Source organism: Leucobacter shiyiweii (assembly GCF_052446065.1).
Lineage (GTDB): Bacteria > Actinomycetota > Actinomycetes > Actinomycetales > Microbacteriaceae > Leucobacter.
Genome location: NZ_CM127080.1, coordinates 2,410,512 through 2,433,492 on the forward strand (window position 1 = coordinate 2,410,512; position 22,981 = coordinate 2,433,492).

At 63.1% G+C, this 22,981-nt stretch carries 22 protein-coding genes; 10 read left to right on the forward strand and 12 right to left on the reverse strand.

Annotated elements, in window-relative coordinates; all coding sequences use genetic code 11:
- The first annotated feature begins 65 nt into the window (after positions 1–65).
- From ACTNFJ_RS11165 to katG, 3 genes are all read left to right on the forward strand, one after another.
- The gene (locus tag ACTNFJ_RS11165) at positions 66–980 is read left to right on the forward strand and encodes a cation diffusion facilitator family transporter (protein ID WP_435906487.1); all 915 of its coding nucleotides are present in this window, start codon (positions 66–68) and stop codon (positions 978–980) included.
- Positions 981–1,045: 65 nt separating this feature from the next.
- Positions 1,046–1,540 carry a Fur family transcriptional regulator gene (locus ACTNFJ_RS11170; RefSeq protein ID WP_435906350.1) on the forward strand — a complete coding sequence of 165 codons (495 nt, stop codon included), beginning with the start codon at positions 1,046–1,048 and terminating at the stop codon, positions 1,538–1,540.
- Positions 1,533–3,788 (forward strand): catalase/peroxidase HPI, encoded by a 2,256-nt coding sequence (katG, locus tag ACTNFJ_RS11175; RefSeq protein WP_435906351.1) that lies wholly within the window; start codon positions 1,533–1,535, stop codon positions 3,786–3,788. The genes ACTNFJ_RS11170 and katG overlap by 8 nt, the downstream gene beginning before the upstream one ends.
- A gap of 68 nt (positions 3,789–3,856) precedes the next feature.
- Here the strand turns inward: katG and ACTNFJ_RS11180 are convergent, their stop codons facing one another.
- The 4 genes from ACTNFJ_RS11180 to ACTNFJ_RS11195 all read right to left on the reverse strand — a co-directional run bounded on the left by ACTNFJ_RS11180 (position 3,857) and on the right by ACTNFJ_RS11195 (position 8,916).
- Positions 3,857–5,056 (reverse strand): NAD(P)-dependent malic enzyme, encoded by a 1,200-nt coding sequence (locus tag ACTNFJ_RS11180; RefSeq protein WP_435906352.1) that lies wholly within the window; start codon positions 5,054–5,056, stop codon positions 3,857–3,859.
- 256 nt (positions 5,057–5,312) lie between these two features.
- Complete coding sequence (locus ACTNFJ_RS11185) at positions 5,313–6,725, reverse strand: dihydrolipoamide acetyltransferase family protein (RefSeq protein WP_435906353.1); 1,413 nt, start codon at positions 6,723–6,725, stop codon at positions 5,313–5,315.
- Positions 6,726–6,751: 26 nt separating this feature from the next.
- Positions 6,752–7,738, reverse strand: a complete 987-nt coding sequence (locus ACTNFJ_RS11190; RefSeq protein WP_435906354.1) for an alpha-ketoacid dehydrogenase subunit beta — start codon at positions 7,736–7,738, stop codon at positions 6,752–6,754.
- On the reverse strand, positions 7,738–8,916 hold the full coding sequence (locus ACTNFJ_RS11195; protein ID WP_435906355.1) for a thiamine pyrophosphate-dependent enzyme: 1,179 nt from the start codon (positions 8,914–8,916) through the stop codon (positions 7,738–7,740). The genes ACTNFJ_RS11190 and ACTNFJ_RS11195 overlap by 1 nt, the downstream gene beginning before the upstream one ends.
- A 99-nt stretch (positions 8,917–9,015) precedes the next feature.
- Here ACTNFJ_RS11195 and ACTNFJ_RS11200 point away from each other — a divergent pair, with 99 nt between their 5' ends.
- The 4 genes from ACTNFJ_RS11200 to ACTNFJ_RS11215 all read left to right on the forward strand — a co-directional run bounded on the left by ACTNFJ_RS11200 (position 9,016) and on the right by ACTNFJ_RS11215 (position 12,548).
- Positions 9,016–9,429 (forward strand): phage holin family protein, encoded by a 414-nt coding sequence (locus ACTNFJ_RS11200; protein WP_435906356.1) that lies wholly within the window; start codon positions 9,016–9,018, stop codon positions 9,427–9,429.
- Between the two features lie 205 nt (positions 9,430–9,634).
- On the forward strand, positions 9,635–11,020 hold the full coding sequence (gene purB, locus ACTNFJ_RS11205) for an adenylosuccinate lyase (protein ID WP_435906357.1): 1,386 nt from the start codon (positions 9,635–9,637) through the stop codon (positions 11,018–11,020).
- Between the two features lie 111 nt (positions 11,021–11,131).
- Complete coding sequence (locus ACTNFJ_RS11210; RefSeq protein ID WP_435906358.1) at positions 11,132–12,046, forward strand: LssY C-terminal domain-containing protein; 915 nt, start codon at positions 11,132–11,134, stop codon at positions 12,044–12,046.
- On the forward strand, positions 12,039–12,548 hold the full coding sequence (locus tag ACTNFJ_RS11215) for a hypothetical protein (RefSeq protein WP_435906359.1): 510 nt from the start codon (positions 12,039–12,041) through the stop codon (positions 12,546–12,548). The genes ACTNFJ_RS11210 and ACTNFJ_RS11215 overlap by 8 nt, the downstream gene beginning before the upstream one ends.
- Before the next feature lie 24 nt (positions 12,549–12,572).
- Here the strand turns inward: ACTNFJ_RS11215 and ACTNFJ_RS11220 are convergent, their stop codons facing one another.
- Complete coding sequence (locus tag ACTNFJ_RS11220; protein WP_435906360.1) at positions 12,573–12,896, reverse strand: ABC transporter ATP-binding protein; 324 nt, start codon at positions 12,894–12,896, stop codon at positions 12,573–12,575.
- Between the two features lie 90 nt (positions 12,897–12,986).
- Between ACTNFJ_RS11220 and ACTNFJ_RS12900 the strand changes: the two genes are divergently transcribed.
- The gene (locus tag ACTNFJ_RS12900) at positions 12,987–13,184 is read left to right on the forward strand and encodes a four-helix bundle copper-binding protein (protein WP_504923104.1); all 198 of its coding nucleotides are present in this window, start codon (positions 12,987–12,989) and stop codon (positions 13,182–13,184) included.
- Positions 13,185–13,643: 459 nt separating this feature from the next.
- Here ACTNFJ_RS12900 and dnaB read toward each other — a convergent pair whose 3' ends face one another.
- From dnaB to ACTNFJ_RS11260, 7 genes are all read right to left on the reverse strand, one after another.
- Positions 13,644–15,026 (reverse strand): replicative DNA helicase, encoded by a 1,383-nt coding sequence (gene dnaB, locus ACTNFJ_RS11230; protein WP_435906362.1) that lies wholly within the window; start codon positions 15,024–15,026, stop codon positions 13,644–13,646.
- A 487-nt stretch (positions 15,027–15,513) separates the two neighbouring features.
- A complete protein-coding gene (rplI, locus tag ACTNFJ_RS11235) occupies positions 15,514–15,963 on the reverse strand; it encodes a 50S ribosomal protein L9 (protein WP_435906363.1) in 450 nt (149 codons plus the stop codon).
- A 12-nt stretch (positions 15,964–15,975) separates the two neighbouring features.
- Positions 15,976–16,236: a 30S ribosomal protein S18 gene (gene rpsR, locus ACTNFJ_RS11240; RefSeq protein ID WP_433645399.1), complete on the reverse strand. Its 261-nt coding sequence runs from the start codon at positions 16,234–16,236 to the stop codon at positions 15,976–15,978.
- Between the two features lie 42 nt (positions 16,237–16,278).
- Positions 16,279–16,809 (reverse strand): single-stranded DNA-binding protein, encoded by a 531-nt coding sequence (locus tag ACTNFJ_RS11245; protein WP_435906364.1) that lies wholly within the window; start codon positions 16,807–16,809, stop codon positions 16,279–16,281.
- 3 nt (positions 16,810–16,812) lie between these two features.
- Entirely contained in the window at positions 16,813–17,172 is a 360-nt protein-coding gene (gene rpsF, locus ACTNFJ_RS11250; protein WP_435906365.1) for a 30S ribosomal protein S6, read from the reverse strand.
- A 151-nt stretch (positions 17,173–17,323) separates the two neighbouring features.
- Positions 17,324–18,169: a PIG-L family deacetylase gene (locus tag ACTNFJ_RS11255; protein WP_435906366.1), complete on the reverse strand. Its 846-nt coding sequence runs from the start codon at positions 18,167–18,169 to the stop codon at positions 17,324–17,326.
- Positions 18,145–19,578 (reverse strand): CCA tRNA nucleotidyltransferase, encoded by a 1,434-nt coding sequence (locus tag ACTNFJ_RS11260; RefSeq protein WP_435906367.1) that lies wholly within the window; start codon positions 19,576–19,578, stop codon positions 18,145–18,147. The genes ACTNFJ_RS11255 and ACTNFJ_RS11260 overlap by 25 nt, the downstream gene beginning before the upstream one ends.
- Before the next feature lie 42 nt (positions 19,579–19,620).
- Between ACTNFJ_RS11260 and ACTNFJ_RS11265 the strand changes: the two genes are divergently transcribed.
- Together ACTNFJ_RS11265 and trxB are read left to right on the forward strand one after the other, a co-directional pair.
- Positions 19,621–21,963 carry a DUF6049 family protein gene (locus tag ACTNFJ_RS11265; protein WP_435906368.1) on the forward strand — a complete coding sequence of 781 codons (2,343 nt, stop codon included), beginning with the start codon at positions 19,621–19,623 and terminating at the stop codon, positions 21,961–21,963.
- Positions 21,964–22,038: 75 nt separating this feature from the next.
- A complete protein-coding gene (trxB, locus tag ACTNFJ_RS11270; protein WP_435906369.1) occupies positions 22,039–22,962 on the forward strand; it encodes a thioredoxin-disulfide reductase in 924 nt (307 codons plus the stop codon).
- The last annotated feature ends 19 nt before the right edge of the window (positions 22,963–22,981 follow it).

Here is a 22,981-nt window from a genome sequence, read left to right on the forward strand (position 1 = left end):
TCGACCACCCGGAGGCTCCCAAGCATCCGGCGGGCCGCCGCGGCCACGCCCACGCCGGCACCTATGTGGCGGAGCACGCGGGCGCGCCGAAGACCGCGACCGCCTTCTACCGTCGTCGTCTTGCCCTCGTGCTGTTGGTGACCCTCTCGGTGGCGGGCGTACAGGTGGTCGGCTCGGTGCTCTCAGGTTCACTCTCGCTGCTCGCCGATGCGGCTCACATGCTGACCGACTCGGCCGGGGTAGCCATCGCACTCGGCGCCAGCTTCCTCGCGACCCTGCCCGCAACCGCCGCTCGCACTTTCGGATACCTGCGGGTCGAGGTGCTTGCGGCACTCATCAACGGCCTAATCCTGTGCGTGGTATCAATCGTGGTACTCGTCGAGGCGCTGCGACGCTTGGGCCAGCCGGTCGAGGTCAATCCCGGCATCATGCTTATTGCCGCGGTTATCGGAGCCGTAGCGAACCTGATCTCCCTGCTCATGCTGCAGCGTGGACAGCGCGAGAGTCTGAACGTGCGCGGCGCCTATCTTGAGGTGCTCGGCGATCTCCTCGGCTCAATTGCGGTCATCGCTGCGGCGCTCATTATTTGGGTCACGGGCCTGATGTGGGTGGATCAGGCCGCTTCGATCCTTATCGCTTTGCTCATTCTGCCGCGGGCCCTCAGCCTGCTCCGCGACGTGGTCGAGGTCTTGCTTGAGGCGACCCCGCGCGGCATCGACACCGAGCAGATCCGCACCCACTTGGCCGCGATCCCGGGGGTGATCGAAGTGCATGATCTGCACGCCTGGACCATCACGAGCGGGGTGCTCGCTCTCTCCGCCCACGTCACGGTGCGCGACGACATCTGGAACGACCGCGATGTGCACGCGGTACTAGATGAAGCGAAAGCCTGCCTACGCGAGCATTTCCATGTGGATCATTCCACCCTCCAGCTCGAACCCAGCGGCCACCGCCGCGCTGGCCCCCAGAGCCACCGGTGAATCGCGAGGCTGGGCGTCGGAGGGTTTTAGTTTTGATTTACTCAAAATAGGGTAAGCTGGTGCCGATGCATCCACTTGAGGTCACTTCCCCCGAGCGCTGGAGTGAGCTCTTGCGCCAGGCCGGTCTGCGCGTCACCTCGGGTCGTCTCGCGGCACTCACTCATATTGAAGCGCACCCCCACTCGAGTGTCGCTCAGATTCACGCCGCGCTCGCGCGCGATCTTCCCTCGCTGTCGACCCAGTCTGTGCACAACATCACACACGACCTGACTGCGCACGGCATCCTGAACCGCATTGATACGCCAGACTCCGGCAGCGCGCTGTATGAGACCCGCACCGCAGACAACCATCACCACGTGCAGTGCATCGTGTGCCACCGCATCGAAGACGTCGACTGCGTCGTCGGCGAGGCCCCATGCCTAACCCCTCACGACGCGCACGGCATGCGGGTGTTGGAAGCCACCGTCACCTTCCGGGGCGTGTGCGCCGAATGCGACTCAGGCCTATTAGCTTTCCCACCTTCGAATACTCTCCCCCAACGAAAGGATCAGCATGTCTGACATGGACAAGTGCCCCGTCGATCACAGCGGTGGCGCTCACGCCGATAGCGGCGCAAACCCCAAGGAACAGCCCTTCCCCAGCGGCAAGGCCAAGGGCACGGGCCCCGGCACCGGTAACAAGGAATGGTGGCCCACCCGCCTGAACCTGAAGATCCTGGCGAAGAACCCCGAGGTGGCGAACCCCTTGGGCGGCGATTTCGACTACAAGGCCGCGTTCGAGAGCCTCGACCTGGCCGCAGTGAAGCGCGACATTGCGAGTGTGCTTACCGACTCGCAGCCCTGGTGGCCGGCGGACTTCGGCAACTATGGCCCCCTCATGATCCGCATGGCGTGGCACAGCGCCGGCACCTACCGCGTGTTCGACGGTCGCGGTGGCGGTGGCACCGGCCAGCAGCGCTTCGCGCCGCTGAACAGCTGGCCCGACAACGTGAACCTTGACAAGGCTCGTCGCCTGCTCTGGCCAGTGAAGAAGAAGTACGGCAAGTCGTTGTCTTGGGGTGACCTGATGATCCTCGCGGGCAACGTCGCGCACGAAGAGATGGGCATGCCCACCTTCGGTTTTGCCGGCGGACGACCCGATGTGTGGGAGCCAGACGATGACGTGTACTGGGGCTCGGAGAAGAGCTGGCTCGGCGACGAGGATCGCATTGGCGACGACGGCGAGCTCGCGAAGCCCCTCGGTGCGACCATGATGGGCCTCATTTACGTCAACCCTGAGGGACCGCGAGCCAACCGCGATCCACTGGCAGCCGCGCACCAGATCCGCGAGACCTTCGCGCGCATGGCGATGAACGACGAAGAAACCGTCGCGTTGATCGCCGGCGGCCACACCTTCGGTAAGACCCACGGTGCGGCGAACGAAGAGGGGCATGTCGGGGGCGACCCCGAGGCAGCGCCGATGGAGCAGCAGAGCCTGGGGTGGAAGAGCACCTACGGATCAGGTAAGGGCGACGACACCATCTCAAGCGGCCTCGAGGTGACCTGGACCTACCACCCCACCCGTTGGGATAACGAGTTCTTCCACATCCTCTTCGCCTACGAGTGGGAGTGCACCACCGGCGAAGGTGGACACGCCCACTGGCGTCCGAAGGGTGGTGCCGGTTCCGACATGGTTCCCATGGCGCACGGCGAGGGTCGTCGCGAACCGCGCATGCTCACGACCGATATTTCGCTGCGCGAAGATCCGATCTACCGCGAGATCTCGCTGAAGTTCCGTGACGACCATGAGGCCTTCACCGACGCGTACTCGCGCGCCTGGTTCAAGCTCACGCACCGCGATCTGGGCCCGAAGGCTCGCTACCTCGGCCCCGAGGTTCCCTCGGAAGAGCTGCTGTGGCAGGATCCGATCCCTGCTCGCGACTACGAGCTCATCGACGCGGCGGATGTCGCCTCGCTCGAGCAGAAGGTCGTTGACTCAGGCCTCTCGGTTGCCGAACTGGTTGGCGCCGCATGGGCGTCAGCTGCTACCTTCCGCGGCAGCGACAAGCGCGGTGGCGCAAACGGTGGCCGGATCCGCTTGGAACCCCAGCGCAGCTGGGAGGTGAACCGCCCCGAACAGCTCGCCCGGGTCATCGGCGTGCTCGAAGGCATCCAGGCCGAGTTCAACGCTCAGTCCACAGCAGGGAAGCAGGTTTCGTTCGCTGACCTCGTGATCATTGCGGGCAACGCCGGTGTGAAGCAGGCCGCGAAGGCAGCCGGTGTCGCGATCGACGTGCCGTTTACCCCGGGCCGCACCGACGCCTCGCAGGAGCAGACCGACGTCGAGTCGTTTAGCTTCCTCGAGCCCGCCGCAGACGGCTTCCGCAACTACGAGAGCGAGCGCGGTATGGGCCTGCCCGCCGAGCATTTGCTGGTGGATCGCGCCAACCTTCTCACCCTTTCGGCACCCGAGATGACGGTGCTCGTGGGGGGTCTGCGCGTGTTGGGTGCCAACTGGGACGGGTCGGCACACGGCGTGCTCACCGAGAATCCGGGGCAGCTCACGAACGACTTCTTCGTGAACCTGCTCGACCTCAACACCACGTGGAAGCCGCTTGACGGCGAATCACGGGCGTTCCAAGCCACGAACGACGCCACCGGCGAGCAGACCTGGACGGGAACCCGAGCCGACCTGGTGTTCGGCTCGAACTCCGAGCTGCGCGCCCTCGCTGAGGTCTACGCGAGCGATGATGCCAAGGAGAAGTTCGTGCAGGACTTCGTCGCGGCATGGGTCAAGGTCGCAAACCTCGACCGTTTCGATCTGCAGTAGTCGGCGACACATACGGATGGCCCGCTCCCCTTGGGGGGTGGGCCATCCGTATGTCGGGCGTGGTCAAGTTATTGGCCGGGCGTCACCGCTCCCATCACCGCACGGGCGACCGCCTCAGCGACCCCGGGCACGAAGGGGTTCGGCACGATCTCATCGAACGCCGGGTTCGGCACCAGGTCGGCGATCGCCTGCGCTGCTGCGAGCTTCATCTCAGTAGTGATGCGACGCGCACCAGCATCGAGTGCCCCGCGGAAGATGCCGGGGAACGCGAGCACGTTGTTGATCTGGTTCGGGAAATCGCTGCGACCCGTGGCCACGACCGTGGCATGTTTCTGCGCCACGTCGGGCGCAATCTCGGGGTTCGGGTTCGAGAGCGCAAAAACAATGGATCCCGCGGCCATCGAAGCGATGTGCGCTTCCGGCACCTGCGATGACGACACCCCGATGAACACATCGGCGCCAGCCAGGGCGGCCTCGGTTCCCCCAGAAACCCCACGTGGGTTTGAGCGCTGCGCCATGTCGAGCTTCATGTGTGCGATGTCATCACGCTCGCTGTGCAGCGCGCCCTTCGAGTCGATCACGATGAGGTCGGTGACCCCAACCGCAAGGAGAATCTCGGCCACCGCGATGCCAGCAGATCCCGCCCCGGAAATGACAATACGCAGATCGCGCAGCTGCTTGCCCACAACCTCCACCGCGTTGATGAGTGCGGCAAGCACCACCACCGCGGTGCCGTGCTGGTCGTCATGCATCACTGGCATGTCGAGGGCCTCGATCAGCTGACGCTCGACCTCGAAGCACCGTGGCGCCGAGATATCTTCAAGATTGACGGCCCCAAAGCTCGGCGAGATGCGCACGATGGTCTCAACAATCTCGTCGACATCGGTCGTATTCAATACGATCGGAATCGAGTTCAAACCAGCGAAGCGCTTGAACAGCGCGCTCTTGCCCTCCATCACCGGCAACGAGGCGCTCGCCCCGATGTTCCCGAGACCGAGCACCGCGGTGCCGTCTGACACGACCGCGACCAGGCGCGAAGCCCAGGTGTGCGATCCCGCCATAGCCGGGTCTTCAGCAATGGCTGCACTGACCTGAGCGACGCCAGGGGTATAGGCGATCGAGAGGTCGCGGCGGTCGTCGAGAGGCTGGGTGAGTTCGACGCTGAGCTTACCGCCCAGGTGCGCGGTAAAGATTTCATCTCGGGTGATGGTCTGGGCCTGCGACAGGCCGTTCGCCGGTGCGGCGTGCGAAGTCGATGATGATGTCACGGAATTCTCCTTGAGGGGACCACGAAATCAGCGCTACTCAGAGAGCGCCGAAGGAACTGGTGAGGACGTCGCGTGGCCTGTGGCCGTACATGTTGGGTGGCTTGTGGCCGTACATGGGGAGCGGGATCAGTCCGCGTCACCGCGTCCTCTGGGTACGACGATACAGTTTCTTTTCGCCTCAATCGCGAAAAAACTCGATATTTTTCAAATATATTCTGAAATCAGAGAGTATTCCCTCGAAAAAACTCGAAATTACTCAATCGAGCAGCAGCGCGGGTTCCTCGAGCACCGAGGCGACGTCGGCGACAAAGCGCGAAATGATGTCACCATCGACGACTCGGTGGTCGAAAGATCCACCCACCGTGGTCACCATGCGCGGCCGCACCTCGCCATCCACCACCCACGGCTTCTGGCGGATCGTGCCCATCGCCATGATCGCCACCTCACCGGGGTTCAGAATCGGCGTGCCGAAGTCCATGCCGAACACCCCGATGTTCGTGATCGTGATGGTGCCATTTTGCATGTCTGCGGGCTTCGTGCGGCCGTCCCGCGCGGTGATGGTGAGCTGTTCAATCGCCTGCGCGAGCTCAAGCAGACTCATGTCTTGCGCTTCTTTGATATTCGGCACGATGAGCCCGCGCGGCGTCGTGGCCGCGATCCCGAGGTTCACAAAGTGATGGTGGATGATCTCGGTCTCGGTGAAGGTCGAGTTGATCTCCGGGTTGCGGCGGATCGCCCACAGCATCGCCTTCGCGAAAATCAGCAACGGCGACACCTTGGTGCCCGCAAAATCGGTCGAAGTCTTGAGTCGCTTCACGAACTCCATGGTGCGCGTCGCGTCCACATCGGTGAACACTCCCACGTGAGGTGCGTCGAAGGCGCTCGCAACCATCGCCTCCGCCGTGAGCTTGCGCATCCCCTTCAGTGGGATGCGCTCCTCGCGCGCCGCGGGCGCGTCGGGCGTCACAATATTGCGGAACAGGGTGGCCTCCGTGGCGTTGCGCACCACATCATCGCGAAGGATCTCTCCCGCGATACCCGAACCGGTGAGCCGGGTGAGATCCACTCCGAGGTCTTTCGCGAGCTTGCGAATCGGCGGCTTCGCGATCACGGGAGAGGCCTCGGCGACCGGCAGCGGGGCGTGCTTCGTCGGGGAACCGTTGAGTAGCGGCTCGCCTCCGCTGCGCCTCCGGCTTTTCACGGCGCCGGCTGCTCCGTATCCAACGAGAACGGCTCCCCCGGCGCTCTCGTCAGCTTCAGACGCTGCCACAGCAGCGGCACCGGTTGACCCACGGCTCGCCATGCGATCGTCGCGCTCGCCCGCGTTCTCCACGCTCGCGGCAGCGTCTGCGACGACGTCGTGGGTCTCGGCTTCAGCGGCAGCATCAGAAGCTAGCTGAGTTGATACGTCCGGCTCATCTACGCTGCCCGAGGTGCGGATCCGCATGATCGGCTCCCCTACCGGCACCGTCTGCCCGATTTCGGCCAACAGTTGTGTCACGACCCCGCTAAACGGCGACGGCAACTCAACGAGTGACTTCGCGGTTTCGATCTCACACACCACCTGGTTCAGCTCGACGGTATCGTCGGGTGCGACCATCCAGGTCACGATCTCCGCCTCGGTCAGACCCTCGCCCACATCGGGAAGTGGGAACGACTGCTCAGTCATCGGGGCTCCTTCGGCTCAGTCACGATCTAGTAGTTCATGGTGCGGTCGACGGCCTCAAGCACGCGATCCGCGTCGGGAAGAAACAGTCCCTCGAGCTTTGCCGGCGGGAACGGAACATCATATCCGCTCACGCGCAAGACAGGCGCCTGCATCGTATAGAACGCATGCTCGCCGACGTAGGCTGCGATCTCGCTACCAAGGCTCGCGTTGGCCGACGCTTCCTGCGCCACCACGAGTCGCCCCGTCTTGCGCACCGAGGCGAGCAGCGGTTCGTAGTCGATCGGAGACAGGCTCCGCAGATCCACGACCTCAAGACTCGTGCCCTCACCCTGCGCGACCTCGGCTGCCTGCAGAAGCGTCGTCACCATCGCTCCAAAACCGACCACGGTGCAGTCAGTGCCCGCACGGGCGATGCGGGTGCGGTGCAGGTCTGCCGCCGGGGCTGCGGGATCCACCTCGCCCTTCTGCCAATACTTCGCCTTCGGCTCGAAAAAAAGCACCGGGTCATTCGACTGAATCGCCTGCTGAATCATCCAGTACGCATCGTGCGCATTCGACGGCGAGACCACCCGCAGGCCCGGGGTGTGTGCGAAGTACGCCTCGGGGCTCTCTTGATGGTGCTCGATCGCGCCGATGTGGCCACCGTAGGGCACGCGAATCACTATCGGCATCGAGATCTTGCCGTCGTGGCGGCTCGTGATCTTCGCGAGCTGCGAGACGATCTGGTTGAACGCGGGAAAGATGAAGCCCTCGAACTGGATCTCGATAACCGGGCGGTAGCCACGCATGGCGAGGCCGATCGCGCTACCTACAATTCCAGATTCGGCGAGCGGGGTGTCGAGCACGCGCGCGGATCCAAATTCCCGGTGCAACCCGTCGGTCACACGAAACACGCCACCCAGCGGGCCGATATCTTCACCCATGAGCAGCACGCGGTCGTCTGCCGACATTGCGGCGCGCAGCCCCTCGTTAATCGCTCGGGCGATCGCCAGGGTTTCTCGTTCGTGCAGCATTATTCGGTCACCTCAGCAAACGACGCTTCGTACTGTTCGAGCCACGCACGCTGCTCGTCGATGCGTGGGTGCGCCTCGCTATAGACATGGGAGAACATGGTGTCGGGCTCCGGCGCGGGCAGGTGAAGGATCTCCTCGCGCATCTGCTTCGCCTCAATCTCGGACTCTGCGCGCACCTGCGCGAAGAACTCCTCCTCGACGCCGAGGGCTCGCAGGTAGTTTTCAAAGCGGTGGATCGGGTCCCGCTGTTGCCACGCCTCAAGCTCAGCATCTTCACGATATCGGGTCGGGTCATCGCTCGTGGTGTGCGCGCCGATTCGGTAGGTCAGCGCCTCGATGTAGCCGGGCCCACCACCCGATCGCGCCTCACGCAGGAAGCGATTTCCCACCGCGAAGGCCGCAAGCGGATCATTTCCGTCGATCTGCACGCTGCGCAGACCGAAGCCCAGCGCGCGGCGGTAGAGCGGGGTGCGACTCTGCCGTGCGAACGGAACCGAAATGGCCCACTGGTTGTTCTGCACAACAAACACCTCGGGGGTCTGGTAACTGGCGGCGAAGACCAGCGCCTCGTTAGCATCGCCCTGGCTCGAGGTTCCGTCACCGTAGAAGACCATCGTGGCCTCGCCGGTCGCGGTACCGGGCTCCCCCGGGTCAAGCGTCGTATCGTTTGCGCGACGCTTGGCGTCGAGCAGCTGCCCGAGGGCCATACCAGTCGCATGCTGGGTCTGCGCGCCGAGCACCAGGGTATAGAGGTGAAAGTTGCCGTTCTTCGGGTCGGTGACGTCCCACCCGCCGTGAGTGAGGCCGCGGAACTGCGCCGCGACGTTCGTCAAGCTGACCCCGCGCACCCGAGCGACCAGGTGCTCACGGTACGCCGGAAAGATATGGTCCTGCGGTTCGGTCGCGTGAACAAGGCCAACCTGGCAGCCTTCCTGGCCGACGCTTGGCACCCACAGTGCGAGCTGCCCCTGTCGCTGCAGGTGCGTGCACTCAGTGTCGAACGCGCGGGTGGCGACCATGTCGCGATACCACTGCCGAAAATCGGCCTCGCCAACCTGCTCAAGTTCTTCAAAGAACGCGCTGGCGGACGATGACGGGGCGTAGCGCCCGTCGTCGTCAAGGAAGCGGATCGGCTCGGGATCCACCATATCGAACGCAAGGGTAGGTGTTTGACTCATCCTGACCAAGTGTAGTAACCGGGCTTTTCGTGTGGCGGATATACCCGCGATCCGCGAATCTTTCGGCGCGACCTGCGTGCACGGTGCAAGAATTGATGCATGAGATCTGTCATGCGAATTCTGGTCGGGGCGTTTGCCCTGTGGCTCACCACCCTCATCGTGGGTGGCAGCGGCGATCACGGCGTGTGGATCGTGCCGCTTGCAGAGGACAACTGGGGAGTGATCGCGACCTTCGTCATAGTCGCCCTCATCTTCGGCCTCGTGAACGACACCCTTGGCCGGGTCGTGCGCTTCGTCTCTCTCCCGATCCGCATACTCACGCTCGGGCTCTTCGGGCTCATCATCAATGGCTTCCTGATCTGGGTCGTGGCGTGGCTCTCAGGGCTGCTTGGTTTTGGACTGCAGGTCGAAGGTTTCTGGTGGGGCGTGCTCGCTGCCCTCGTGCTCTCGATCATTTCTGGGATCCTGAACGGTCTGCTCGGTACGGGCAAGCCGAAGCGCGGTGAAGTCTGACCCGAATAGGTACCTGGACTGGACGATGCCGCAGGGTTGAATCGCCGTGAACCGTGCGCCTTCGTCCACTCGACAGGACCGGAGGCTCCGCAGCGGGCGGGAGGGCCAGTCGGGGGTTGAGACCGCTCGAGAGTGGCGCACCGCACCGAAGTGCGAGAATAGACGGTGGACCGCGATCCACCCTCGACGCATCGGAGACCCGCACATGACCGTACTGCCCCCACAGCCGCTCAGCCCACTCGACGGTCGGTACCGTAAGGCGGTCGAAGGGCTTGGCGACTTCCTCTCAGAGGCAGGGCTGAATAAGGCTCGCGTGCATGTCGAGGTCGAATGGCTCGCGTACCTCACCAGTCATTCCTTGCTCGGCGCAACCCCGCTGAGCGACGCGGATCTCAAGGCGTTGCGCGCCTGGTCCGCCGGCTTCGGACAGACCGAGATCGACGAGCTCGCCGAGACTGAGGCGCGCACGCAGCACGACGTCAAGGCAATCGAGTACCTGGTGCGCGGTCAGCTGAAGCGACAGGGCCTCGGCCACCTCGCCGAACTCACCCACGTATGCTGCACGAGCGAAGACATCAACAACCTCTCGTATGCGCTCACCGTGCAGCGAGCGATCTCCGAGGTGTGGCTGCCCAAACTCCTGTCGGTCATCGCCGAGCTCGAGCGCCAGGCCGAGCAGTACCGCGAGATGCCCATGATGAGCCGCACCCACGGACAGCCGGCGACACCCACGACCCTGGGCAAGGAACTCGCGGTGTTCGTCTACCGCCTGAATCGCCAGGTCGCGCAGATCGAGCGGATCGAGTACCTTGGCAAGTTCTCTGGCGCGACCGGCACGTTTGCTGCCCACCTCGCGGCAGATCCCGACGCCGACTGGGCCGCGATCTCGCGCGAGTTCGTCGAGGGACTGGGGCTCGACTGGAACCCGCTCACCACGCAGATCGAGTCGCACGACTGGCAAGCCGAGCTCTACGGCCGGGTGGCCCACACAAACCGCATCCTGCACAACCTCGCCACCGACATCTGGAGCTACATCTCCATCGGCTACTTCCGCCAGATCCCTGTCGAGGGCGCGACCGGCTCGTCCACCATGCCGCACAAGGTGAACCCGATCCGTTTCGAGAACGCCGAGGCAAACTTCGAGCTCTCGAACGCGATCCTCGATTCGCTCGCCGCGACCCTGGTCACGAGCCGCTGGCAGCGCGACCTCACCGATTCCTCCGCGCAGCGCAACATCGGTGTGGGGCTGGGGCACTCGGTGCTCGCTCTCGACAACGTGCTCCGCGGCCTCGGTCAGATCGACGCGGCTCCCGAGGTGCTCGCTGCCGATCTTGATAGCAACTGGGAAGTGCTGGGCGAGGCGATTCAGACAGTGATTCGCGCTGAAGTGACGGCTGGGCGATCCACGATCGAGGACCCGTACGCGGCACTGAAGGATCTCACTCGCGGGCGGCGGATCGGCCAGGCTGACCTCGTGGAGTTCGTGCAGGGGCTCGAAATCGGTGACGAGGCCAAACAGCGCCTGCTCGCCCTCACCCCCGCGACATACGTGGGTTCGGCCGCGCAGCTCATCGATTACCTCGACGACTAGCGCGGATCCCGCTGGGTCTGCGACTTGGCGCGCCGCTATTTCCAGCTACCATCACCCCGTTCGTGCGTGGCAGAGGTCGGCAGAAGTTTCTGTTGCGGATACGATGACCTCATGAACGGGCGTGGCGAAACGAGTGGCGTCAGCCAGACGCAGACCCCCGAGCGCCGCAGGCGCATCTCGCTGACGGCGGTGCTTGACGAGTTCTTCTTTATCTTCGCTGGGGTGGCCGCAGTGTGGCTCGCGTGGCTCCTGCTCACCGAGTCATTTCAGCTTGGCTGGTGGGGCATTCTCGTCGCGATCCTGTTCTGGGGGCTTCTCGCCTACCTGGTACTCCCCCGCATTCACCGCGTGTTGACCACGATCTACGTGCCCGACTATTTCATCGGTCGCACCCGAACGAGCGACGGACTGCTGGGCGACCCGATCAACCTCGCTCTGCTCGGCGAGGCGGAGCAACTGCATTCAGCGATGCGCGCTGCCGAGTGGACCCTCGCTGACCCAGTCACAGTTCGCTCGTCACTGCGCATCATCACGTCGACGGTGACCCGCCGCAGTTACGACGAGGCCCCGGTCAGTCCCCTATTCCTATTCGGCCGCATGCAAGATTTCGCCTATCAACAAGAGGTCACGGGTAATCCAGCGAAGCGGCATCACGTGCGATTTTGGCGCACGCCCGAAGGGTGGCTACTCCCCGGAGGGGAGCGCGTCGATTGGCTTGCGGCAGGTACGTTTGATCGGGCCGTCGGGTTTTCACTTTTCACCCTGCAGATCACCCATAAGATCGACGCCGATACCGATGTTGAACGCGATCACATCGTTGGCACGGTCATGGCGCACAATACTTCGGTGCTGTTGCGGATCCTTCCCGATTTCTCCACCGGGTATCACTCCCGCAACGGAGGCGGCGACAGTATCCGCACCGACGGCGACCTGCCGATTCTCGACCTGCGCGGGCTTGTCGTCGGGCCGGACGGCTCGCCCCAGTCGCTTGACGACGTGGCGGATGAGGGGGTTTTCCGTGGCTGAGCCTCGAAAGCGTGCGGCGATCGAGCCCGCCGCGGCACTTGTCGAGCGCGAGACCGCGGTCGAGTTGCCGTCTCGACGCCCTGCAACCACCGTGCTGGGCGCCATATTTGTTCTTACCCGCGCCCTGGCGGGTCTCCTCTGGTTGGGAGCCTTCCTCCTCGTCTGGCCAGAGATCGTAGCGGAAGAAGGATTCGACGCAGAGGAAGCTCGGATCGGTGGCTGGCTCATCTCGAGCGTAAGCGCAGCAGGCATTATCGCGCTGCTGTTGCTCGCCTGGCTCATCTGGCGTGGCAGCAACATCGCAAGAATCCTCGTGATGTGTGGGCTCACCCTGAGTATCAGCACATCAGCGGTTGGCTACTTCGCACTGGGCGAAGAGATCACCATTCGCACGACGCTTATGGTGCTTGCCCTCGACATACTCGTGTTGCTCGCACTCTCGAGCCGGGATTCACGGACGTGGGCGCGTCGACGTCGCTTCCCTCGCCACCGGACCAACTAGTTGTTGGCGCGGTGGTAACGGGCGCTAGTGCCAGTTCTCATTCTTGTCGGGCGACTGAAGATCTTTTCGGGCCTTCTGGTCTTCCGCACTGGGCTTCCCACCCAGGCCCACCAGGGCCACCATCATCAGGGCAACGATAAATGCAATCGCAGCGGCGATTCCGGCGAACGCAAAGTCTGGCACGCCCTCCGGGGTGCGGAGCACGAGCAGAACAACGAGCGCCGCAAAAATCGCCAAGGCACCCGAGAACCCCACAAGCTCGAGTGGACGCAGTCGGTCCCTGCGCGACGGGTTCACGGGGCGCGGTGCATCGGCCGCCGATGAATCAGGCTGAGTGGGCTCGGTCATGATGTGCTTCCGTTTTCGTGTGAGTTAGTTGGCCGGGGCGAACGACTCGTCGCCTGGCACGGTCTCGTTGGGATCTACCACGGCCGTGCCGTGGGTGTCGAAGGCCGAGATAGCAAGGAAGACCCCGCGAACAATGGCGTATGCGCCAAAGAAGCCGATAATTGCAATGAGATCGTTCCGGAACACCATCACGAGCAGTGCCAGGGCGCCGCTGAGCAGTGCCGAGGGCGCGCCCACGCTCCAGGGTTGCGAACCCTGGCTCGCTCGGAGTGTAGCTATGAGCACTGAAATAAGGGCCCACACTGCCACCGTGACCGCGATATCGAACGCGGTTTGCGAAAACAGCACGGCCACGCCGGCTACCATGGCCGCGGTGGCTCGCACTGCTACCAACCAGCTCGCCGGGGTCACGCGCAAGGCGAAGAACTCAATGAGCGTAGTCAACCCGATCGCAAGCAGGCTAGCAAACAGCACCCAGCGATCGAAAGTGGCATCGCGATGCAGGGTCGCGGTGAATGCGATCACTATTCCGGAAACGAGCAGCATGGCAGCTCGCAGCATTCGAGCCATAAGCAGTCGTTGAGCGTGGGTCTGAGCGACTCCCGTCGCCTCTCCGCCACCCCGTGCTGACATTCTGGTCGGCCCCTCTCGCAATCTCAGGTCAGTCTATCCCGCGCAGTGACTCCAGATCTGGGCGTCAGATGGGTGCGGAAGGCCTGCCCCGAGGTGCTGACCGTATTCGATCCGCTACATTCCATGGGGCATATCTTGGAATCGCGAGTAGTGGCCCTGAAAGGCCACCGTGACGGTGCCGGTCGGACCGTTACGCTGTTTCGCGAGAATCAGGTCAGCCTCGCCCGCCCGTGGGTTGTCTTTCTCGTAGGTCGACTCCCGATGAAGCAGAATCACCATATCGGCGTCCTGCTCGAGCGACCCTGACTCGCGCAGATCGCTGATCGCTGGCATCTTGTCTGCACGCTGCTCCGAGGCACGGTTCAGCTGTGACAACGCGATCACCGGCACCTCAAGCTCCTTCGAGAGAAGCTTGAGCGCACGCGAAAACTCGCTGACCTCTTGCTGCCGGCTTTCTACCTTCTTACCCGAGGAGAGAAGCTGGAGGTAGTCGATCACCACCATCTTCAGGTTGTGGCGCTGCTTCAGGCGACGGCACTTCGCCCGAATTTCAACCAGGGTGAGGTTCGGACTGTCATCGATGAAGAGCGGTGCCTCATTGATGCGAGCCTGGGTTGCGGCCAACTTCTGAAAGTCGCGCTGGTCGAGCTCGCCCTTGCGCAGTTTCTGCAGTGGAATCGTTGCCTCGGCAGAGAGTAGTCGCATAGCAATCTCAGCTCGGCCCATTTCGAGAGAAAAGAAGACCGTGGTCTGGTCATGGTGGATCGCGCCAGAACGCGCAACATCAAGCGCGAGCGTGGATTTACCCATAGCGGGGCGTGCGGCGATGATGATCATCTGTCCCGCGGCGAAACCGTTCGTTTTTTCGTCAAGCTCAGCGAATCCGGTCGGCACGCCCATCATGCCGCCGTCCGACATCTGGGCCTTCTCGATCTCGTGCACCGCGGCTTCGACCGCGAGCGACAGGGGCACGTAGTCTTCCGCCTGATCCGCCCCCGTCACCGAGTAGATCTCCGCTTGCGCGTTGTTGACGAGGTCGATCGCCTCGCCCTCCGCGGCGTAGCCCATCTGGGCGATACGCGTTCCTGCCTCAACCAGTCGACGCAAGAGTGCCTTCTCGCCAACGATGTCAGCGTAGAAGCTCGCATTAGCGGCCGTGGGGACCACGCTGGTCACCGTGTAGAGGTACTCGGCCCCGCCGGCCCGCTGCAGGTCGCCACTCTTCGTGAGCTGGTCGGTGACGGTGATCGCATCAGTAGGTTCGCCACGCGAGTAGAGTTCGAGAATCGCGTCGTAAATGACCTCGTGCTTCGGAACGTAGAAGTCAACCCCGCGAAGCGTGCCATAAACGTCAGCAACCGCGTCCTTGGAGAGCAGCATCCCGCCGAGAACGCTTTGCTCCGCCAATAGGTCGTAAGGCGGGGTGCGTTCGTACGATCGCGCCTCATCGCCGTAGTCAGCGGGTGCTTCGGGAATCCCGAGATGTGCGATCGACACTCGATCCTCCTTCTGCGATTACGTTCTTCGAACCTCGCTCGGTTCGCCTTCGATCTGTTTACCCATCAGACACCGAGCCACCGACATTCACCGTATGGCTAAGCGTCGGTTCCACCAAACGGACCTCATTCGACCCTGTGGATAAGTTGGTGTATAAGTCGGCCAATTCCGGCGTAGTTTGTCCACATGTCTGTGGACAGCCTGTGGAAACTTAGTCGGAAGTGGTTTGAGTTATACACCTGATCAGGTCTTTTATGATTCCACAGCTGTGAAGTTATTCAAGTCTCATGTGCACCTTGAAGCTTGGCCTGCGGAAGTGGCTGTGGAAAAGTACTGACGAATCGTCGACTTGTCAACACCCAATTTCAGACGGCGTCCGATTTCTCCCACGCCCTTGGCTTTGCGCCAATATGGACAGCGCGTGAACACACGAAAGCGGGGTGATCCGCCGTGGAAGGCGATCACCCCGCTTTACCGCGCGAGAGGACTAACGCTGCGCGATGACCTGCAGCGTCACCTCGGCGTCGACACCCTCATGCAGATGAATCGTCGCGTTGTACTCACCGGTTGTCTTGATCGCCGGAAGAGTGATCTTCCGCTTGTCGATCTCTCCGATGCCAGCTTCGGAAACGGCAGCAGCTACCGCGGCGGGCTTAATCGAGCCGAACAAGCGACCCTCGGCACCGCTCTTCGCGAACAGACGGATCTTGCCGCCCTGCAGCTTCGCCTTCAATGCCTGCGCATCTTCGACCGAAGCGTGTGCACGCGCCTCGCGAGCCAAGCGGATCTGAGCCACCTGGGCTTCGCCACCGCGGCTCCAGTGCACGCCATACCCCTGGGGTACCAGGTAGTTGCGTGCGTAACCGTTCTTTACCTCGACCACGTCACCCGCGGATCCAAGTCCAAGAACCTCGTTTGTAAGAATCACCTTCGCCATGATTTGGCCTCCTTAGCGGCCGGAACCGGCGTAGGGGAGAAGCGCCATCTCGCGGGCATTCTTAACTGCCTTTGCGATGAGACGCTGCTCTTGAACAGAAACTCCGGTGATCCGGCGCGCGCGAATCTTTCCACGCTCGGAAATGAACTTGCGCAGCGTCGCGACATCTTTGTAGTCGATGACGCCAACGGTCTGCTTCTTCGCGGGGGCAAGAACCTTTGCGTTCTTCCCGCGGCTCGGCTTGCGGCTCGCGCCGCCCTGCTTGCCTGCCATATTGATCTCTTTTCGTGAACTGCCCCAACGGGGCGGAAGTGTTTAAAAAGGCTGCTCGTCGTCGAAGCCCGAGCCGAAACCGGTCGCTGCCGCGCCCTGGCCACTGTTGCCCCAAGGATTGTCTTTCGACTGCTGCGCTGCCGGCTGACCCCACTCGGGTTGCCCTGCAGGCTGCTGCCCGCCGCTGAAGCCGCCGCCCTGACCGCGCGACTGAGTGCGCGCAATCTGTGCGGTGGCGTAGCGAAGCGAAGGACCAATCTCGTCGACATCGAGCTCGTAAGAGGTGCGCTTTTCGCCCTCTTTGGTCTCGTATCCGCGCTGGCGGAGGTTTCCGCGAGCGATAACACGGGCACCCTTAGTCAGCGAGTTCGCCACGTTCTCCGCGTACTCACGCCACACCGTGCAGCGAAGGAACAGCGCTTCGCCGTCCTTCCACTCATTGGACTGGCGATCGAAGGTGCGGGGAGTCGACGCGATCGTGAACGACGCGAGCGCGACACCGCTATTGGTGAACCGCAGCTCGGGATCGGCGGTCAGGTTACCGACCACCGTGATCACTGTCTCGCCGGCCATGAGTTATGCGCCCAGCTTCGCGGCGCGAGCAGCCTTGGCCTGATCGCGCGAGGTCTGAGCGGCACGCTGAGCGATGAGCTCGTCGGCGCGCAGCACCTTGGTGCGGAGCACGGCCTCGGAAAGACCCAGCTGACGGTCCAGCTCGGCGGTTGCCTCGGGGCTCGCAGTGAAGTTCGCGACGACATAGATGCCCTCGGTCTGCTTCTTGATCTCGTAGGCCAGGCGGCGCTTGCCCCAGATGTCGACCTTCTCAATGTCGCCGCCCGCATTGCGGATGACGCCGAGGAACTTGTCGATGCTCGGAGCTACGGTGCGCTCGTCAATGCCGGGATCGAGGATCACCATGAGTTCGTACGTATGCATTATTGACCCACCTCCTTCGGACTATACGGCCACAGTATTTCTGTGACAGGAGGGTATTGATGCATTGCTCTCGGCCATCACGCAGAGCGCGCGATAGGCAGACAACCTGTATAGCCTAACAGCTTGAGCCGCCGAAATCGACCGCTCAGGGTCACCTCAGCTGGGGGAGTCTCCGGTAGCGCTCAATCAGCTCGATGGGTTGGCGCTGCCCACCAACGTGGACGATGGTGTCGCCATCAACGGTCAGCTGCGTCGCGTGCGAGCGCAGAGCGGCCAACTTGCGTTCGTTCCACGGGCCTACATCGTACGCAACGAGGGCCGTCGGGCCCTCCACTGCCTCGTCTGCCTCAGCTACATCCAGATCGACGCCGGCCTCGCCCGGAAGCGACCCTTCGGTGACAATCTCCCAAAACGGGAGCTCGAGCCCGTGCGCCACGGCGCGCCCGAGACGGTGTGCGAACACGTGATCGGGGTGGCCATAACCGCCGCTCGCGTCATAGCTGACGACTGCCTCTGCCGCCCACTCCGCGGCCAGTGCGAGGAGGTCGTTCAACGGTTCGATCACACTGGCACGCGTCAGAGCATCGACTGAGGCGTCGGGGGAGGCTGTTGCGAATCCGTCTTGGCCCCACGCCATGCCGGAGTCGACATACGTCCGTGGCTCACGGTCCGCCGCCCGCGCCGGGGGAGTGCCCAAGTACGCGTGGCGATCCACACCCAACATAAAGAGTGCCGCAGCGAGCTCGGTCTCCCGGTGTGCCGCGAGTCTGTCGGTACCCGCGAGCGAAGCGAACGGACCCTGCGTGACCTCTCCGCGCTCACCTCGTGTCAGGGTGACGAGCCCGGGCTCTGCACCCGCCTCCGAGAGTGCGGCAAGGGTCCCTCCCGTGGTAATGGTTTCATCGTCGGGGTGGGCGTGCACGAAGAGTACCCGGCGGGCACCATCGAACCAGGTGATCGGATCCAGATCCACTATTTCCTCACTGTGTCGTACCAAGCAAGTAATCGCTCTGTGGCGACCTCCTCGCCGATCGGCCCCTCGTCGAGCCGCACCTCAAGCAGATACCGGTAAGCCTGACCAACCAGTGGTCCCGGTGCGATGCCGAGCAGTTGCATGATCTGCTCGCCGTCGAGCTCTGGCCTCACGGATGCGAGCTCTTCGGCAGCCATCAGCTCACCGATGCGCCGCTCGATGTCGTCATAGGCGTGCTCGAGTCGCTCGGCCTTACGACGGTTGCGGGTGGTCACGTCTGCGCGGGTAAGGATGTGCAGCTGCGGCAGCACATCGCCTGCGTCGCGCACGTATCGGCGCACGGCCGAGTCGGTCCACTGCTGGTCGCTGTACCCGAAAAATCGCAGGTGCAGTTCGACGAGTCGGGCTACCCTCGCAATCGTGTCGTTGTCGAACCTGAGCGCCCTCAACCGCTTCCTGGCGAGCTTCGCACCGACCACGTCGTGGTGGTGAAACGTCACACCACCGCGTTCGAAGCGGCGGGTGGTCGGCTTGCCGATGTCGTGCAACAGCGCCGCGAGACGCAGCACAAGGTCGGGGGAGCGGATCTCGTCGCCTTGCCTCGCGATTTCGAGTTCGATGGACTGGTTCAGGACTGTAAGACTGTGTTCGTAGACATCTTTGTGGCGCCCGTGGTCGTCTTGAGTGGCTACGAGCGCGGTGAGCTCGGGCAAGAATCGACCGGCGAGTCCGGTGTCAACCAACAGTCGAATGCCCGGTACCGGATCGGCCGTTGTGAGTAGCTTCACGAGTTCATCGCGCACCCGCTCAGCCGAGACGATTTCGAGTCGCGGGCCGAATTGGGTCATTGCCGCCTGCGTCTCCAGGGCAACCTCGAAGCCAAGTTGTGCCGAGAATCTTGCCGCGCGGAGCATGCGCAGGGGGTCGTCCGTGAACGAAGACTCGGCGCTGCCCGGGGTAATGATCCGCCCCGCGAGCAGGTCTTCCACGCCGCCAGACACGTCCACGAGCCGCATCGAGGGCAGCATGAGCGCCAGGGCGTTCATCGTAAAATCCCGGCGCACGAGATCCGCCTCGATAGTGTCCCCGAAATGCACTTCTGGCTTCCGGGAGTCGTCGCGGTAGATTTCTGCACGATAGGTGGTGATCTCTACCGTTTCGCCGAGCACCTTTGCCGCGATCGTACCGAAGTCGCGCCCCACGTCCCACACTTGTTTGGTCAGCGCATCTACAATCGCGCGGGTCTCTTCGGGGCGCGCAGAGGTCGTGAAATCGAGATCGGTCACCTCGCGGCCGAGCATCGCGTCGCGCACCGGCCCGCCCACCAACGCAAACTCGTGTCCGGCCGCAGCGAATGCTTCTGAAAGTGTGCGCACCGGAGGAGAATCGGCGATGGCGCGCAGGGCCGCCATGGATTCAGCAATAGGACGCATCCCTCCAGGATACCGGCAGCCTCGCCGCCATACACTTGCCCTATGTCACGTGCGCCGCACCAGCGATCGCGCCGTCGCCTCGCTTCGCGCCGGTCGCTGGCCCGCGCATGCACCGCCGCGCTTCTCACTGCGGTCCTGACACTCTCGGCTGCAACTGCGACTGCGGCTGCGGCAGAAGTCAGTGGATCGGCGCGGTCACCAGAGTTTCCTGCCCGAACCACCCCTCCCGCTACCACTGAGACGCCGGCTCCGGGCCCGGAAGATCCGAAGTCCGACACTCAGGGAGTCACCGCGGAGATAATTGTCGCCCCCGCATCGCCGGTGCTCGAGGCCGAGGCGGACGAGCACCAGTTCACCGTCCACCTGCGAAACACAGGGAAAGAGGCCATCCCTGCAGGCGAAGTCAGACTGCTGTTGAACACCACTCCTCTCGAGTCAACGACGCAGCTCGCCACTGTGGAACCCTCAGCGCGGGCGACCCAGATTGCGCTGACCGCCGTGGGGGAGACGGCGAGCGGTAGTGAGCAGAACCTTACGTTCGCTGTCTCTCGCGACACTCTGCCTCTCAGCTTCGCGAGCCCAGGGGGCGTGTACTCGGTCCATGTCGAGCTACGCCTGCCCGCCTTTGAACCGCTCGAGACGCGCGCAGATCCGCTTCTCGTGTCGGAGGCCACTCCCTTCGTCTGGCAGGATGCCGGCACCGACGCCCGCGTGCCAGTCACCCTGGTAGTGCCTTTCACACTTCCCGGGAATGTGCGCACCGTGCCCTCAGCGGATCAGCTTCGAGAGGTTGCCCCGCGGCTGACGAGTTTGCTCGACGAGGCCGAGCGCGCCGAGGCAACGTTGGCGGTGGATCCCCGCATCATCGCCGGCATACGCGTGCTCGGAGATGATGCGCCTGCCTCAGCTCAAGCACTGCTTGAACGCTTCGAATCGACGACGCAGCCCTTCTTTCTGTTGCAGTTTGCCGACGCAGATCCGGCCGCTCAGGCTGCCCTGGGGCTCGATGAATTGCTTCGGCCCCTCGGGTTTGGCTACCTCCTCGGCAACACCGACGAGACGGACGTTGCTGACGCCGAGACTAATCAGCAAAATCCCCTCGAGGGCGCAGAGGACGCAGGGTCCGAGGACGCAAGTGCACCTGCTTCCGGGGAGGAAGAATCCCTCACGAACAGTTCGGATCAAACCCCGGGGGTAGACCCTCCCAACGGGCTGGTTGCTACGCCCGAGGTTGACCAGCTCGCGGGGACACCCGGGGCCTTTCTGGGTGCGTGGCCAGCATCCGGGGGAGTTGATGGCAGCACCCTAGACCTCCTGCGCGGTGCGGGAATCACCAACATAGTCCTTGACTCCGGCAACGTAGCGGATGCCACCGGCACGCGCGTGCTCATCGATGGCATGTCGGCACTGGTTGCGGATGCCACCCTCACCGACTCCACAAAGCTCACCCTCGCCGGAGAAAGTCCCTCCGAGCGGGCGTCCGGAATTGCAGATCTCACCGCTTTTCTTGCGCTGTCGGCGCTGCAGGGCACAGCAGGCCTGGTTCTCGCGGTGGATCGCGGAGCCCTTGCCGATGCCGAAAATCCGGCCGGGCTGCTCGCCACCGTGTCAGGTCTTGGCTGGGTGAACACGGTACCCGAGATGATTCAGCCTGAAGGCACCGGGACGATCCGCTCGGGTAAGACAGCCGAACAACGCCTCGAGCTGTTGCGCGCCACGGTTGCCAGATCCGACGAAATCGATGCCGTGGCCCCAGTGCTCCGCCGCCCCCAGTCGCTGGTTGAATACCAACGCCTGCGTCTCCTCGAGGCGTTTGCCACACGCTACGCGGGCGCCGACGTGGATTTTGACGCCGTTGACGACCGAATTCGCGCGCGCGATGCCGAGCTGCTTAGCGGGGTGCGGGTCGTCGGGACCGAGAACACCCAGTTGGTTGGCACCTCTTCCCGTGTGCCGGTGACCTTGCACAACGCACTTCCGTTCGACGCGAATGTCATGGTGAAGGTCTCCCCAACTTCCGCGGGAATTGCTGTTCCCGTGCGTGCCTTTCCGAACCAGGTGGTGAGCGCCGATGGCAACCATGTGGTGCTTGTGGGGGTCAAAACTCGCATCTCGTCCGGGGAATCTGGGCTGCGGGTCGAGGTTCACGGGAATACCAACGAGCAGGCACTGTCCGAGCGGGTACTGAAGCTCACGATCCGCAGTTCCTACGAGACGATTCTGCTTGTGTCACTCGCTGCGACTGCAACCCTCCTTCTCGCCCTTGGCATCTGGAGAAGTCTCCGCAGACACGCCGCCTCAAACGCAGTGGGTCCCGACGCGGAGCAGAGGACGGTCGATCAAAGCGGGGACGATTCCCCTGGAGTTCACCTGCCCAGGGAATGATGCAACCCTAGGATTGGTTGTATCACTCAGAGGCGGCCGCTGGCCGTGATCCACACATCACGTGCGAGGAGCAGAATGCACCAGATCATCATCATTGGCAGTGGCCCAGCGGGGCTTACGGCGGGCATCTATGCCGCGCGCGCGGGGCTTGAGCCGCTGCTGTTTGCCAGCTCAGTCGAGCCGGGTGGCGAATTGATGAACACGACGGATGTCGAAAACTTCCCCGGTTTCCCCGACGGAATTCAGGGCCCAGAGTTGATGGAGAAGATCCAGGCACAGGCTGAGAAGTTCGGCACGAAGGTCACCTACGACGATGTGACGGCTTTGGATCTCTCTGGTGATGTCAAGAAGGTCACCACGAGCGACGGCACGGTGCACGAAGCGAAAGCCGTCATCTTTGCGACGGGTTCCGCCTATCGGAAGCTCGGCCTTCCAGAGGAAGAGAAGCTCAGTGGCCACGGCATCTCGTGGTGCGCGACGTGTGACGGCTTTTTCTTCCGCGAGAAAACAATCGCCGTCGTCGGTGGAGGCGATTCTGCGATGGAGGAGGCGACTTTTCTCACCCGCTTCGCTACCAAGGTGTACGTGATCCACCGGCGTGACGAACTGAAAGCCTCGAAAATTATGCAGCAGCGGGCTTTCGACAACGAGAAGATCGAGTTCATTTGGAACTCTGAGGTCGCAGCGATTCACGGCGAGACCGAGGTGACGGGAATCACTCTCCGCGACACGGTGACCGGTGCGGAGAAGGAGCTCCCTCTCGATGGCCTCTTCATCGCGGTCGGGAACGACCCGCGCACCCACCTCGTGCACGATCAGCTGAAGCTCACGGCCGATGGCACCATTGCGGTCGACGGTCGGAGCTCAAAGACCTCAGTTGAAGGGGTGTTCGCCGCTGGTGACGTCATCGATCCCAGCTACCGGCAGGCAGCGACGGCAGCGGGTTCTGGTGTCGTAGCCGCCCTCGACGCCGAGCACTTCCTCGCAGCTCAAGACTAAGTTCGATTCGTTAGGAGAC